The organism is Arthrobacter sp. 2MCAF15 (genome assembly GCF_052115605.1).
Lineage (GTDB): Bacteria > Actinomycetota > Actinomycetes > Actinomycetales > Micrococcaceae > Arthrobacter.
This window is the reverse complement of record NZ_JBFRGZ010000013.1, coordinates 127,491-142,011: the sequence shown is the minus strand read 5'-3', so window position 1 is coordinate 142,011 and position 14,521 is coordinate 127,491. Positions and strand designations below refer to the sequence as shown.

Below are 14,521 nucleotides of genomic sequence, written 5' to 3'. Positions count from 1 at the left end.
ACGCGCCGCTCTGCGTCGAGGATTCAAAGACCCAAGAGCGCCGTAGGCGTCGCACCAGCGGATTGTGCCGCAGAACCCTGAAGACAGCCCCCGGCAAACCAACCGAAATGACCCGCGAGAAGCTGCTTAACAACGAATTAGGAGCGCCGGAGGGACATTTCCTGCACCGCAGGCCCCGACGAAGGAGGGGCTGGACGGGCTGGAGCGGACGCCTAGAATCCGCAGGACAGCAACACAAAAACGTCGCAGACGTAGACAGGGCCAGGGTCACCGGAGCCCTGCGACGGCGAACCTGGACCCAACAGCCGGCCGCGCCAGCGGACGCCCCATAACTGGTTGGAGCGCAGCGGAAATCAGGGCCTTGCTAAGGTGGAACGGTCCCGCCGGTTGCAGGTGTTTCTCCCCCGAGCAGACCTCCTGGGCGGGCCTTTTCAGTCAAAGGGGGCAGCACATGGGGGTACGGAGTATTTTCAGGAAACGCCCGGCAACGGCGGGCACGGTCGCTGCGGCCGGCGCGGAGACGCGGGAGCCGCTGACGGCAGAACAGCTCAGGGAACTCGAAGACGCGTGGGCCGAACTGGCGGCGGCCCAGGAGGCATCGGAGCTGACAAACTTCCATGCCTGTACCCGCACGGGCCGGCCCTGGACCGAGGACCCGGCAGCGGTCAGGGCAGTCGCGGCGACGCTGCGGGAGTTCCCCGCAGCGGAAGCGCAACCGCCAAACTAGCGGCGGCCGGGCGGCCGCCGCCGGGCGGCCGGGTCCTGTGCCGGCCTACGAGTCCTGCCGGAACCGGGCCCTGGAGACGGCCCGGTAGGTGATGGTCGAGGCAGCCAGGGCTGTCAGGGACAGCTCACGAGAGTCAGCGGTTCCGTGAGAGGCCTGTTGCCTCCCCACCAGAGGTCAGGGAAGCCAGGCAGGGCACCTCCCGCGCAGCTCAAAGCTGGGGGCCGCCGCCACTCGTTCGCTGGGCCCGGTCATTCTTGTCCGGGGTTTCCGGCACGATGCGCTGCAGGAGCGCGTCGTGCGCCTTTTGCAGGGTCTCTGCCCGGGCCTCGGCCGCGGCCAGCCTGGTAGCTGCGTCGGCGGCGGTGTTGCTGGCCTGCTGTTCGGCGGTGCGTGCCTGCTCCAGCTGCGCCTTCATCGCCGCGGCCTGGGTATCGAGTGCAGTGATCCGGGCGGTGAGTTCGGTGACGGCCGCGTCTTTCTCGGCGCTTACTTTGTCCAGGTCAGCGACGAGTTCGGAGATCTCCAGTGCCAGGTCCTTTTTCTCCTGCGCCCAGACCGCTTCCGCGGCGGCGTGCCGCTCATTGGCCAGGGCGGACGCTTCGGCCCAGCAGGCCCCGGCCAGGCGCGCGGCCTGTTCCAGCACCGCCGCCGGTGTCGCGGCGACCTGTCCTCCCGCGGCCTGCTTCTCCTCGACCCACTCCTTCAGGTAACGGGTGGCATCGGCGTTGCTCACACCCGCCGCTGCCCGCACCGTCGAGACGGTAGGCCGGCGCTCGGCGCTGATCTGCTCCGCAGCAGCAAACACGCGGTCTTTTACACTCAACGCCACGGCGACAACCTCAAAATAGTAGTAGGAGTAGTAGTCATAAAACTACTACTCCTACTACTTCTTGGCAATACCGCCGCCGAAACGCCTCGTCGGCTGCTCGTTTCCGCCGCCCCGGGAGCTGGGGGGCCGGCGGACGCCCGGGTCACCGTGTCCTCGGCCCCCACGTTGCCAGCCCGCCCATGGCGGGGGGCCGTGGCAGGATGGGGTCCATTATGGACAGGCGGTTACGGCGCGCTCCGGACGCGGAATGGGTGCTGATGTTCCGGCTCGGGCTGAGCCGGAAACGCATCGCTGAGCTCGTGCGCGTTCATCCCGCCGTCGTCGGATATCACTTGGTCATCGCTCGGCGCCGTGATCTGGAGCTTGAGGCAGCACACCAAGCCGCTGCCGGCGCCATAACCGGCCGCTCCCCCAGGAGCCTTGCCCGGATGGAGGAGGTCATCGCCTGGATTGCGGCCGAGAGCCGGCTCCCCCGGGGCCATTCGGAGAACAGAGGTGAACGGTCCATGGCCCGGTGGCTCTCGGAGCGCCGGCGCGAAGCAGCCGAAGGCACCCTTGACCCGGCATACCGTGACGGACTCGCACGAGTTCCGGAATGGGCCGACAACCACAGGGCAGCTGCGGACGAAGCCAGGTGGCACCACCGCCTCGCCCAGCTCGTGGACTTCCGACACGAAGGCCACGACTGGCCACGCCACCACGACTATGACTCAGAACGCGAACACACCCTCGGAGTGTGGATCCACCAGCAGCGATACAAACGCCGCCGCGGCGATCTCGACCCGGCCAGGATCAGGCTTCTGGATGAGTCCGTTCCCGGTTGGCAGGCCGGGAGAACCAGAGGCCGCCCTCCCCGCCGGTGACCGGTTCGGGTTGTGCCCATTGGGGGCAGGTGGAGCCCTCCGCACAGCTCAAAGCTGTCCCCACTGGCGCGCAACCCGTCCGCCAGAGGGCCAGCGCCGACGCGCGGGTCGCTGGCTGTCGTAGCCGCCGTACATAATGAGATCTGCGTGATCATCCATCAAATGCCATTCGGCATGATTGCGCTTTTTTCGGCGTGTCGATTCGAATATATATTCTAAAGTGGTGGTATGGGACCGGAGCAGGCGGGCAGGCTGCAGGCGCAGTATGCGCGGCGGGCGTCGCCGATTGGGCTGACGGTGGAAGAGCTCGACTTCGAGCACTTCCCGTCCAAAAACGGCTTCCCCGGGATCCCGGTGAAGGCGTGGATCAGGTTTCCGAACTGCGCTGAGCTGGTGGACGGCGAGGTGTACGCCTGGACGGCGAAAGCCGTCGAAGTGACGTGGTGCGACGGGCCGCTGACCCGCCGGACCTGGGTATGGAGTTCGGCGGTTACCCGCCGGGAAGAAATGATGAACAGGAACTTGGGAGAGCGCGTAATCCGTGACAGCAGTAGCGAATGAAACAACCCTGGACGTTGACGTTGAAGTCCGGTTCACCCCGGCCGGCACTCCCCTGGCCGTCCGTTTTGATGGCCGTATCTGGGCCGTGGCGGCTGATCCGGTGCACTGGTTCGCCCGGGACGCCTGGTGGGACACCCGGCGTACGGCGGCCGTGGGCAGCGGCGACCTGGTGAGCATCGAGTATTGGAGGGTGCAGGTCCGTCTCGGGTCCAACTCAGCCCTGCGGACCATCACCCTGCGCCGGAACGCGCTCTCAACCCAGTGGCTGCTGGAAAGCATCAGCGACTAGGCCACAGTGACCCCTCAAAAGATCACCGATCAGACCTGGGCCGCGATCCGGCCGAATTCACGCTGCCGGCCCTCGCAACATGGCGATCCGGGACCAGGTGCAACGCCGCTACGGCCTGGACGTGGACAACCTGGGCGCCGACGACGCGTCGGTGGCCGCTGCCCTGACGAAGACCGAACGGGACCGCAAACAGGCAGAGCAGGAGCTCAGCACCGGCGGTGACGAGAACACCCAGGCAGCGCAGCTGCTGGCCGAGGCCGCCCGGGAGGACCGGGGCCGTGAACAGGACTTATCCGAAGGGCGGGGAAGCAGGCATCAGGTACGACTCGGCCGAGCGCCGGCGGGAGCTGGCCGCCAGTCTGGAGGGCGTGGCCGTCCGTGAGGCGGTCCAGGCACGGCTTAGCGCCGACCAGGACCAGGGCACCCCGCCCAGCGCAGCCGTTCCCACCGCACCAGCGCGCAGCCCGAAGGCTCGCAAGACGCGCGGAGCCAACGGCCAGACAAAGCTCTTGCAGAAGGGCATGAGTCGCTAGAACCAGAGAGCAGCAAGGGGTCGGCATCACATGGTGCCGGCCCCTCCTGCTGCTACGTAGCGCCGCGCTGGCGTTGTTGCATCGCCGGTGCGTCAGCACTGGACGGCAGACTAGTCCGACCATCTTTCTCATGTAAGTCGGACTTGTCTCACCGAATTGACTGGCCGAGGTTCTTCGTTTGTCTCAGACAGCATCCCCGATGTGCGTTACAGGCGTCCCAGCCGGCTTAGGAAGTCAGATGATCTGAATCCGCCTTCCAAGGGCTGCACACCGTCTTGGAAGACCATGTAGTAGCGGTACATCCCGCCCGCGGCGTTCGCCCACTTCTCACCGAGTCGGATCTTGGCGCGGGAGTCATCGTTCTTAAGCATCTCGCCCTTGGACTCGACCAGGACGATCTTGCCGCCCTTGGTGCACACGATGAAGTCCGGGTAGTGGTTCATGGGTCCATTGATGCAGAACGCATCAGGCGCTCGTTCGACGACCCGGTGCCACCAGGCCACGTTGTCCAACGCGGCGACCTTCATGATGAGGTCACGCTCCTCGCCGTTCATGCTCCCTTCCGCCTCATACAGCGATCCACCGACCGAGGTGTTGGGCTCGGTGAGCGAGATGCGTTCCGGGAGCTGATAAGTCGAGCGAACACCGATCGACTCATCGTCCAGCCCTGCTTCGAACTCGGCCATGCGGTGCTCCACAAGGAATCCATCAATCTTCGTGCGGATACGAGCCGCCGCCGCGTGCGGAGACGTCTCGAGGACCTTGAGCTGCGCGCCATCCAGGCTCTCCACGACCCGATGCACGTAGCGCCTCAAGTCCTCCGAGACGATCGCGTTGTAGTTCTTCTTATCGAGGAAACCCAAGATCATGTCGCGGCATTCGCGCACTCGGCTCTCCATCGGCAGCGAGTCGAAGTGCTTGCGGAGCTCCTGCTGCTGCCGCGCGTTCATGTTGAACGCCTTGGGCCTGTCCCCGTCGCCTGTGCGCACATCCACGGTCACGATCTGCTCGACGGCGTGGGCGAGGTCCACGTTGGAGTCACGGCCGTTGAGGCTGAACCCCTCCGTCAGACCCGCAGGAGACAGCGGCACCGCGGACTCGCCCTCGAAAGAGGCAAACAAGTCATCGGTCTCGACGTAGAACCTCGGGAGCCGCAGCGCGAGGGCCTGGTCCGAATGGGCTGGGCTTATCGCGTAGCGGGGCACCTTGTCCTCCAAATCCGTCGGCAGCGAATTCTCGGACGCCGTGGCCAGCGCGTCTTCCGCCTTGCGTTCGTAGTCGTCGCCAGCCTTTTCGGCGACGCGCACCATGTCCTCAACGGACGTCGGCACCACATCTGCTTCGTCGGTCCCGATTCGCTCCGAGACGGCCTCGACATCGAACTCCAGGAACTCCTCCTCCGCCGTGCCAGGCTCTCGCGAGGGAACGCCCACCTCGTCCGATGTGGGCGATGCAGTCGGCGTGGGCGGCGTGGGCTGAGCCGTCTCGTCCACGGGCGACTGGTCCGCCACCCGGTAGTCACGGGCGGTGAATCCCGCCGCGTTCAACCCGGCGACCACGTTGTCGATGGTGGATTGGAAGTCGTTCGACGAGGTCAGGACATAAGAGGTGTTGAGCAGACCGTTCGCGTGGTGCTTGGTGTAGGGCTGGCGAAGGACGCGCCCGAGGATCTGCTCAACGTCAACCTGGCTGGTCTTGTTGGCCAAGGACGCGAGCACGTACGCGAATGGGCAGTCCCAGCCCTCCTTGAGGGCGTTGACGGTGATGATGAACCGGATCGGACACAAATCACTGAGGAGGTCGACGCTCTTCAGCTCGTCGATGCTGGCCGTCTTAATGGCGATCTGGTCGTGAGGCACACCAGCGTCGATCAGCTTGGCACGAAGCTTCTCGAAGGACGTGGCGTCCTCCGAAGTCTTGGGCTGCGCCTGGAACAGCACTATGGGTCGGATGTACTCGCCGCCTGCCTCGAGCTCGGCGGCAGCGGCCTGCTCCAGGACTCGACGGATGTCGATGGCGTCAGTGATGACCTCAGTCTGCGACGCCTTGTTGTAGACCACGACAGGCAGCTTCACCATGTGCTCGGCCTTTAGGGCCAACGCGTCCACGTAAGCGATGATGTTGGACTCGCTCTTCGGGGTCGCCGTCAGGTCCAGCACGAACGAGGGATTGAAGTTGCGCAGCATCTCCTTGGAGAGATCGCTGCGTGCATGGTGCGACTCGTCCACGATGACTAGGGGCTCGAGCTGGTTGATGACCTGGAACAACGCGGTCTCGTCGGCGTCGTCGATCGTCACCTCTGCCGGGCCGAGAGCGGTTCGGAATGGCTCCAACGCACCGTTGGCCTGGAAGGCCTTGCGACCCTCCTTGCTCGCCGAGCGGAACGAGTCGTACGAGAGCACCATCACCGTGAGCTGCTCGGCGACCGTCGCCGGGTTGAAGTTCTGCCCCGCCAGCAGTTCCTTCTTCGAGTACACCTCGACGCGAGAGCCGAAGTCCAGGTTCAGCTGCTGGCGGTACAGGTGGCTGGGGTCCTTGAGCGCAGCGAGGGTCTGCGTGAGGATCGCGTCCGAGGGCACCAGCCAGACCACGGCCTTCGGCTTGCGAATCGGCAGCGCGTCGAGGATCGGCCGCACCGACGCGCACGCCAGCAGGGTCTTACCCCCGCCGGTTGGCACCTTGTAGCAGACGTGAGGCACCCCATCGATGATGTTCTGATAAGAGCGAATCCCACCCGCACCGACCGGCACCTGCTTGGACGCCCAGTAGTCCGCGAACGCCGCGGAAAGCGAGTCGGTCTGTTTCAGGTGATCTAGGTAGGAAACGAGGTCACCGATCACTCGCTTCTGGTATTTCTTGAGTTCCATGATGGGTCCTTGACTCACAGCCTTGTAATGTCGCGCGGGATCTTCTTGAACGTGATGTTCAGGCCCGACAACTCCCGGTCGCTAAGGGTGCAGGTGTCGGCATAAATCACCAGAGCGTCCGACATCACCTCGGGAGACAGGGAGGTGATGTACTTGCGGCCCAGATTCGTGACTTCGTCAGCTTCGTAGATGAAGTGATAGGCAACGTGCCGGTCAGTCCCCAAGAAATACGGATGCGCCTCTGAAAACTCCCCTGATACCGTCGTCTGGGTTTCGGTGAACCAGATGTAGTCACGAATCCGCTCAGCCGGCACCGAGGCATTCAAATTGCCGTCGACGAGCAGGGGCTCTCCGAGCTCGTAATAAGAGAACGAACCACCTGTGCCGGACACATCGAAGTCCCGAGTGCGCGTGGCGACTACCTGCACGAAGGATGAGCCAGTCTTCCCGGCCACCTTCGTGACCACCTTGGGACGGGACACCGTCGTGTACTCTCCACCAGCGTCGTCGGCGACCTTCGCCGCTTCGGCCAGGATCGCGGGAGCGTTCTTCAGCGCACCCAAGGTCAGCTTCTGCTCGAACAGCACTACCTCCTCAGAGGTCGCGCCGGCGTACCCGTTGATCACGCGGCGCACTCGTTCAGCCGTGATCTCGTCTGCGTAGTCGCCCAGCTCGACCAGGATGAAGCTGCGGTTCCCGCCATCTCTCTTGTTGAGGTTCAGGACGGCCTGCGCAGTCGTCCCCGACCCCGCGAACGAGTCAAGCACGATTGCATTGGGATTGCTGTTGAGAGCGACGAGCCATTCGAGCAGGCTGAGCGGCTTAGGCGTGTCGAACTTCTTGGAACCGAAGATCGCCTTGATGACTGCCGTGGCCTCCGCATTCGTACCGTAGCCGTCAAGCCACGTGTTCCATCCGAACGAGCTCGTGACTTCACGGATCTTCTCGTACGGCACCCATCGCTCCGTCTCACCGTCGACTGAGACCCTTTTGTCATACGGCGTGAGCTCCCAGTGCGCGAAGTCGGGATCCACGAGAATCTGAGCCATCCCGCGATGGTCTTTGCCCCAGCGCCAGTATCCCTCGGTCCCGTCGTTCTTGATCGGCAGCACGACTGTTCCGTTCGGAGCAGTGACCGGGAACCACATCGTAGCCCTGTCGGAGCGGTCGGACGTGGCTCCCCACTTGCGCAGCTCGCGCCCCTTCTTGTACGGCCCGAGCGAGTCGTGGAGATTGAGCGCTCCGCTCTCCTTCTCCTCCATCCCCAGCATGCTCTGGTCGCCCTTGGTGTAGATCAGGAGGTACTCGTGCCCGGTGCGCAGGGCGGTCTTGTCCTTCCCGCCGCTAGGCTCGGAGCGCACGGGCGCGTAGGCGAGCCGGTTGGAGGGGCCGAAGATCTCGTCCATGACCTTGCCGAGGCTCGCAAACTCGTTGTCATCAATGGAGATGAAGATGACGCCGGTGGGGGCGAGAAGCTTGTGGAGCAGTCGAAGACGCGGGTACATCATGCACAGCCACTTGTCGTGGCGGGAGAGGTCCTCGCCCTCCTTGCCGACGACGTCGCCCAGCCACTTCTTGATCCTGGGGTCGTTGACGTTGTCGTTGTAGACCCAGCCCTCGTTGCCTGTGTTGTAGGGCGGGTCGATGTAGATGCAGTCGACTCGGCCCTCGTACTGCGGGAGCAGCGCCTTGAGAGCTTCGAGATTATCGCCGTGGATCACCATGTTCGGCGACCCGTTGTCGTCCGTCTTCTGGCCGCCCTGGTCGAATGAGTACTTCCGGTCAAGGATCCGGAAAGGCACGTCCAAGTGGTGAGTGATGACGTTGGCTTTGCCAACCCAGTTCAGCTCAGGCATCGGTGCCCGCCTTTCGATGCGGAGTCACAACGCGTTCGAGGCGACGGAGCATCGTGGACACAACGCCTCCGACCCGTACTTGGCGAATGGGCCATGGAGAACGTCGGCGACGCCCACGCAAAGCTCGACAAAACAGACACGAATGGAAACTCTCCGGTTCTCACGAGGCCAAAGGCCAGGCCAGGGGAGGCCCACCTTTCTATTTGCCTATCACTCTAGTGGGAGTTCGCATTGGCGAAATTCCTCCTGGAGTCCGCCAAGTCCTCGAAGCCGGCGACCACGAGGACACCCTCCAGCTCCACGACGACCGTTAGCGACGGATCGAGCATGGGCTGGGTTTCTAGCGACAACGAACACGAGGGTTGGGCTGCTCCCGTCGCTGAGCCGCCGGCTCTCCGAGCTCATGGAAGACCCCGAACCGGTCATGCGTCAGCTCGTCCGCGTCTTCTTATCCGGACTATGAAGGCTGGACCCGCCAAACTGTCCAAACTGTACGTTCCTAGACTAGGTGTGTGTTTGAGTTTCAGGGTCCACTTGACGTACATCGAGGCTCGCGCTCTGACTGTGGGACGGCCTGGATTCGACTCCCAACGCCGGGTATGGATGGGTTGGATTGCGAGTTACTCCAGTCCCCGTCCGCCTTCGGATGCCACCGCCAGCACGGCGTCTCGCAGACGGTGATCGTCCTGAGACAGCCCGTTGATGACCTCACCGAGACTGACGCCTGTCTGCACGATCTGCTCGAAGCCCTGCTGACCCGCGGTCTTAAGCGTCACGAACACTCGCGAGTAGTCAGGGTCGGACACCACCTCTGTCGCCCGCTCGTTTTCCACGACGGCAGTGGGCCCGAACATGAGGAGGATCGTCGGCTGCGCATCAGCGCGGCGCATAGCGACGCACCACTCCCATTTGCCGGCGAGCCTCGCCTCGACCTTCGTCACCGGCCCGCTCTCGACCGTCTCGTTCACCTGCTCCGTCAGCGTCGTCTGCGCAAAGCTGCGCAGCCCGGCCTTCACAGCGGCTAGGGTCTTGCGGCTGTCCTCCAGCTGCCGCCGCGCATGCTCGGCGATGAGATCGGCGAACTCCTGGGCCGCACGATCCTGCGGCCGGTACCCGTAACGTGCAGACTCCCCGGTCTCACACATGGCCTTGATGAAGGAGATCTGGTCGTCGAGGTTCACTGCCGCCGGGCCTTCCACGAAGTGGTCAATCATCTGCTGGATGAAGAAAAGCTGCTCACGATGCCCCCGACGCCACGACCGATCGCGATCAACGTGCGCGTGAAGGTCCCCTAGAACCTCGGCATAGGTGACGACAACAGCCTGTTCCCATCCATCTTGCTGGCGGTGGGTCTCGCGGCGGTGGCAGAGCAAAACGACTGCGGCCGCTCTCCCGGGCCCAACAGCGTGGGCGAGGTACCGGTGGTAGTCGTGACCGTGCCCATCGGTGGTCGCGTAGTTCTCAACGACGACGGCGGCATCCTCTCGCGAGAGGAGGAGGTCGGCGATGTCCATGCCGACCTGGCCGCCAGCGGCTTCCTCGTATCCTCTGGTGTCGACTTCCTGGGCCACGCGGTAGCCGGTGGAAGGCAGCTGCTTGTGAGCCGGCAGCTCAGCGTTGATTCTCTCGAGGAAGATGCGCTGGAAGGCATCGCCGAGTGCGTGAGTCGCATCGGTGGCAAGCAGCCAGGCGAAGACGTTGGAAAGTTGCTTCTCGTGGGTGCCGTGGTGCATCACCCGGAAGACATTGAACTCCTCAGCCAGGCTCCGGGAGAGCGTGGGCACGAGCGCCGTGACGAAGCCACTCATGTCCGTCGGTCGTTGGGCCATAGCCTGATGCTAGTTGAGTGGTCGCCAAATAGAGCGGCCGGCGCGGACAGCGCCAGACCCCAAGGAGTCCGGATAGGTTCGTACCGTTTGAGGCGAACGGTCCGTCGCTGCCAGCTCAAGCAGATACTCCGTGGCAGGAGCGAACTCCTCGCCCTTCGCGTCGAGGACCACGAACCTCGGAACACCGGAACGAGGAATCACCCGCCCGACCTTCGCGACAGGCAGTCCCTCCGCTCGATGCCGATCCGAACTGCGATCCGAGAGATCCATGACCAAAGCATGACGCTGACAGAGCTCGTCCCAGATCGGCGACACGCGCCGTTAACCATCGACTTAGTCCGGTAAAGAGATCATCGACGACGGCACCTTCTGCCCGGGATTCCAATTCCTCCCCGGCGGCCAGCTCCGCCCACAGGTCGTTGGGCTCTTTCAGCGGCGATGGAGCTGCAGATCCCGCACAACTGTGAGTCTTGACAGTGGCTGGTCTGGGACTGGCTGGCAGGATGGGCGCAGGCCGTTCCGCCCCGTGGATGTGACTCACCGCATGATTGGCGGCGTTCTGCGATCGCTTGAATGCGCATTGGCGGTGCCACGTGACCGTCTTTTCGCTGCGTTCATTAGGATTCGAGTATGTCTCCGAGAACGCCGCTGCCCCAGACCATCCAGATCTACCTCCCCCAGGGTGATCCGGCCGGCATCCGGATGGCCGAGATCACCACGCGTACGGTGAGGGTTTTCGAGGTACCACGACCGCTGTTGAGAGACTTCCGGGACATGCCAGAATCCAAACAGGTCGCTGTCTACTTCCTGTTCGGATCTTCATCGTCTGGGCTGCCATCTTGCTATATCGGCCAGACCGGCAGCGTTGGTGACAGGCTCAAGCAGCACTCGGACAAAAAGGACTTCTGGGAGCGTGCCCTGGTTGCTGTTTCCCTGACGAACGCTTGGACGAATACGCACACTGGCTACATGGAGTGGCAGGCGATCCAAAACGCCGCGCAGGCACGGCGGTACGAGCTGCACAATGGCAACGAGGCATCAAACCCGCACACTCCTCCGCCACTCGAATCCGACTGCCGGGAGTATCTAGAAACCATTTCCGTTCTCCTAACCACTTTGGGTTACCCGGTCCTGGAGCCGGTCCGCGAAATCAATCTGGCTGGAACTCTTGGGCGAGGCGACGCTGTTGAAACCCTGTTCTTCAGGGAAAGTGGCACCGACGCCCGCGCCAGGCCGACCACGGAAGGTTTGCTCGTCCTTGCCGGCTCTGTCGGTAAAGCCATAGCCCGCCCCTCCCTCTCCGCCTCGTTGGCGCGCCGCCGTGTGGCTCTAGTCGAACAGGGCATTGCCGCGGTCCGCGGCGAGGACTATGTCTTCGTCAAAGACCACCTTTTCAGCAGCCCCAGCACGGCTGGCGCCATCGTCGTCGGCGGCAACATCAACGGACGGATTACCTGGAAGACCGCGGACGGGCGGACCTTCCAGCAACTGGAAGATCAGGCCCTGAGTGCTTAAAGCGGATAATGGACACCCGGTCTTCTCCCATTCACCGACGTGTCTATTAGGAAAACAACAAGTTTTGAGGCCGTTGGCGGGCAGACAGACGGTAATGCATGAATGACATCTCGGGTGGCTTGAGCCTCGCAGATCTCTTCCAGGCGACCGGGTTGGCGCCGCAGGAGCTGCTGGTCATCCGGCACACACTTAAGCCCGGCGGTCTGCGAACCCGGGCAGATGCGATGGGACCTGACCTGCTGCCGTACGTACGAGAGCAGGGCATCCAAAACAGTAAGGTCCCGGCAACTCCGCCCCGGTTTTGGTTGAACTTCCTCGCCACAACCGGCCGGCGCGCTCGGTTCATCATTGCGCACGAGAACCATGGTGAAGTGCTCGCGGAGCGCACTCAGGATCGCCGCTTCTTTGACCTGCAGCCCACCCCGGTGTTCGCTGCCCTGGCGGACCGCCTGGTGATCGAGTGGACCAAGGACGCGGTGAACTGGGCGAAGACAGGCGACCAGGCAACCTCGATGACGGTGGTAGAGATATCCGATCCGTCCTACGTGCCGTTCCCAGGATTCGATTCGCTGCTTGTGAGCTTTGAAGAGCTTCAGGCTGTCATCACTGACGATCGATACGGCCAATGGCGGACGGCTCTCAGCTCCGTGCAGGGCATCTACCTCATTGCCGACACCAGCACCGGCCGGTTGTATGTGGGCAAGGCCGACGGCGCGGAGCGTTTTTTGGGCCGCTGGAGTGAGTACGCCAGAAATGGCCACGGCGGTAACGTCGCACTCCGGGAGTTGGCCACCACCGACGCCCGGCACCGGCAGCACTTCCAGTTCAGTATCCTGCAGGTCTTCTCCCCGAGCGCTCCGTCGGCGCAGGTGGACGCAGCCGAGGCCCATTTCAAGCGGGCGCTCCTGACCCGGCAGTTCGGCATGAACCTGAACTAGGGCCTTCCCTCTAAATCGCCGCAGCCGCCGACCTTGCAGCATGCTTGGGGCGACGTCAGCGGAGCGGCCGCCAGGTGCTACAGCACTGTCCTCACTACTTCGACGGACTCTCGTGCAGCCATATTGCTCGGTCCAAATCCCGGGGCTCAACAGTGAGCTTCGTGGCCGCCACCTGGAGGAGCTGCCGTGTTCGTGCGGGAGTAAAGTCTGTCTTCACAGAAGCGGAAGAGCATGGGTCGCGCGTCAGAACCGTCATCGGTGGTCCTGGTTCAGGCCGTCCCAGTGGTCCTGAATCGGGTTGACATACTCAGAAAATCTCGACGATTTGGATTGGGATGAATCCATGCGAATTCGCTTTGCCAATCGACACTTCGCGGCAGCATCCCATGGAAAGGTCGACTTCGCTCACACAACGGATCAGGATGGCATCCGGATCGCAGCCCCCCAACCTCTCGATATGGTTCCGTAGCCTATGGGCTGGACACTCACGCCGGCATGGTGAAAAGGAAAACCCCTAGAATCTAAGGATTCTAGGGGTTTTTCTTTGTGCGCGGAGGGGGACTTGAACCCCCACCCCCTTTCGAGGACTAGCACCTCAAGCTAGCGCGTCTGCCATTCCGCCACCCGCGCAGGTGGTCATTCGGGGAAAGCTCCCGCTTTTCAGCGTTTTGCATTTCCCTGAAGCAGCGACAAAGACCTTACCATGGAGTCTCCCGCCGCCATGTCCCGGCACCGAACCGTCCACGTATCATTCCCCGCACGTGCGGGTCGGATTCGTTGGAGGCGATAACGCGACGGTTCCCAAGGATGGCCGACCGGCTACCATCCCGTTAGCCGGTCCCCCACCGCGACACCCTCGACCCGCTCCCCCGCCGCGAAAAATCCCATACAGATGCTAGGATCCGTGATTCGCGTATACCCCGCCCGCAAAACTGTCCCGCTTAGGTCGCTCAACAGCTACAGTTGCACCCATGAGGGCGCACACCATCGGCTACGCCCGGGTATCCACCAACGAACAGGACCTGACCGCCCAGCGCAACGGCCTCGCCGCCCTCGGCGTCCCCGATGACCGGATCTACGTCGACCACGGACTGACCGGCAGAAACAAGGAACGGCCCGGACTCCGCGAAGCCCTCGCCGCCGTCCGGGCCGGCGACACCCTCGTCGTCACCAAACTCGACCGGCTCGCCCGCTCCCTGCCGGACGCGCGGGACATCATCGAAGACCTCACCAAACGGAACGTGAAGCTCAGCATCGGCGGATCCATCCACGACCCCACCGACCCCGTCGGCCGACTCCTCTTCAACGTCCTGGCCATGGTCGCCGAATTCGAATCAGACCTCATCCGCGCCCGCACCCGCGAAGGCATGCAGGTCGCCAAGGCCAAAGGCCGGCTCCGCGGCAAGCAACCCAAACTCAGCAAACGCCAGGAAGCCCACCTCGTCTCCCTATATATGGGAGGACAGCACACCACCACCGAGATCGCTGAGCTGTTCAAGGTCGCCAGGAGCACGGTGTACCGCATCGTTCAGCGAAACCAGTAGAAGCGGCCCTCTAAGAGAGCCACGGCTTTCCATCGCCTCCGACAAACTGTCAGTTCCTTACGCGAGACTGTGACTAAGACCGTTCCTGACCGCAATCTAGCCCAACCACCACGAAATACACGCCAACCGCGTCTGGGAGCAACCGCTGGCAACGACAGGAGAACAGCACG

13 protein-coding genes and 1 tRNA gene are annotated in these 14,521 nt (G+C 63.3%); 8 read left to right on the top strand and 6 right to left on the bottom strand.

Annotation, left to right across the window (positions count from 1 at the left end; all coding sequences use genetic code 11):
- The first annotated feature begins 451 nt into the window (after positions 1-451).
- Positions 452-727, top strand: a complete 276-nt coding sequence (locus tag AB4089_RS15655) for a hypothetical protein (RefSeq protein WP_441410194.1) — start codon at positions 452-454, stop codon at positions 725-727.
- Between the two features lie 208 nt (positions 728-935).
- On the opposite strand, the gene AB4089_RS15650 is transcribed toward AB4089_RS15655, so the two are convergent.
- Positions 936-1,556: a DNA-binding protein gene (locus AB4089_RS15650; RefSeq protein ID WP_441410193.1), complete on the bottom strand. Its 621-nt coding sequence runs from the start codon at positions 1,554-1,556 to the stop codon at positions 936-938.
- Positions 1,557-1,768: 212 nt separating this feature from the next.
- On the opposite strand from AB4089_RS15650, the gene AB4089_RS15645 reads away from it, so the two are divergent.
- The 4 genes from AB4089_RS15645 to AB4089_RS15630 all read left to right on the top strand — a co-directional run bounded on the left by AB4089_RS15645 (position 1,769) and on the right by AB4089_RS15630 (position 3,651).
- Positions 1,769-2,419: a helicase associated domain-containing protein gene (locus tag AB4089_RS15645; RefSeq protein WP_441410192.1), complete on the top strand. Its 651-nt coding sequence runs from the start codon at positions 1,769-1,771 to the stop codon at positions 2,417-2,419.
- Positions 2,420-2,647: 228 nt separating this feature from the next.
- Positions 2,648-2,980, top strand: coding sequence for a hypothetical protein (locus AB4089_RS15640; RefSeq protein WP_441410191.1), 333 nt, complete (start codon positions 2,648-2,650; stop codon positions 2,978-2,980).
- Entirely contained in the window at positions 2,961-3,269 is a 309-nt protein-coding gene (locus AB4089_RS15635; RefSeq protein ID WP_441410190.1) for a hypothetical protein, read from the top strand. Before AB4089_RS15640 ends, AB4089_RS15635 begins: the two co-directional genes overlap by 20 nt.
- A 79-nt stretch (positions 3,270-3,348) precedes the next feature.
- A complete protein-coding gene (locus tag AB4089_RS15630) occupies positions 3,349-3,651 on the top strand; it encodes a hypothetical protein (protein ID WP_441410189.1) in 303 nt (100 codons plus the stop codon).
- Between the two features lie 357 nt (positions 3,652-4,008).
- Here AB4089_RS15630 and AB4089_RS15625 read toward each other — a convergent pair whose 3' ends face one another.
- The 4 genes from AB4089_RS15625 to AB4089_RS15610 all read right to left on the bottom strand — a co-directional run bounded on the left by AB4089_RS15625 (position 4,009) and on the right by AB4089_RS15610 (position 10,354).
- Positions 4,009-6,669 (bottom strand): DEAD/DEAH box helicase, encoded by a 2,661-nt coding sequence (locus AB4089_RS15625; protein WP_441410188.1) that lies wholly within the window; start codon positions 6,667-6,669, stop codon positions 4,009-4,011.
- Positions 6,670-6,683: 14 nt separating this feature from the next.
- Entirely contained in the window at positions 6,684-8,525 is a 1,842-nt protein-coding gene (locus AB4089_RS15620) for a site-specific DNA-methyltransferase (protein WP_441410187.1), read from the bottom strand.
- Between the two features lie 215 nt (positions 8,526-8,740).
- Complete coding sequence (locus AB4089_RS15615) at positions 8,741-8,875, bottom strand: hypothetical protein (protein ID WP_441410186.1); 135 nt, start codon at positions 8,873-8,875, stop codon at positions 8,741-8,743.
- A 270-nt stretch (positions 8,876-9,145) separates the two neighbouring features.
- Positions 9,146-10,354, bottom strand: coding sequence for a PD-(D/E)XK nuclease family protein (locus AB4089_RS15610; RefSeq protein ID WP_441410185.1), 1,209 nt, complete (start codon positions 10,352-10,354; stop codon positions 9,146-9,148).
- Between the two features lie 630 nt (positions 10,355-10,984).
- On the opposite strand from AB4089_RS15610, the gene AB4089_RS15605 reads away from it, so the two are divergent.
- Positions 10,985-11,869 (top strand): GIY-YIG nuclease family protein, encoded by an 885-nt coding sequence (locus tag AB4089_RS15605; RefSeq protein ID WP_441410184.1) that lies wholly within the window; start codon positions 10,985-10,987, stop codon positions 11,867-11,869.
- A 98-nt stretch (positions 11,870-11,967) separates the two neighbouring features.
- On the top strand, positions 11,968-12,807 hold the full coding sequence (locus tag AB4089_RS15600; protein WP_441410183.1) for a GIY-YIG nuclease family protein: 840 nt from the start codon (positions 11,968-11,970) through the stop codon (positions 12,805-12,807).
- Positions 12,808-13,354: 547 nt separating this feature from the next.
- Here AB4089_RS15600 and AB4089_RS15595 read toward each other — a convergent pair.
- Positions 13,355-13,437, bottom strand: a tRNA-Leu gene (locus tag AB4089_RS15595).
- Positions 13,438-13,778: 341 nt separating this feature from the next.
- Between AB4089_RS15595 and AB4089_RS15590 the strand changes: the two genes are divergently transcribed.
- A complete protein-coding gene (locus AB4089_RS15590) occupies positions 13,779-14,351 on the top strand; it encodes a recombinase family protein (protein ID WP_441410182.1) in 573 nt (190 codons plus the stop codon).
- The last annotated feature ends 170 nt before the right edge of the window (positions 14,352-14,521 follow it).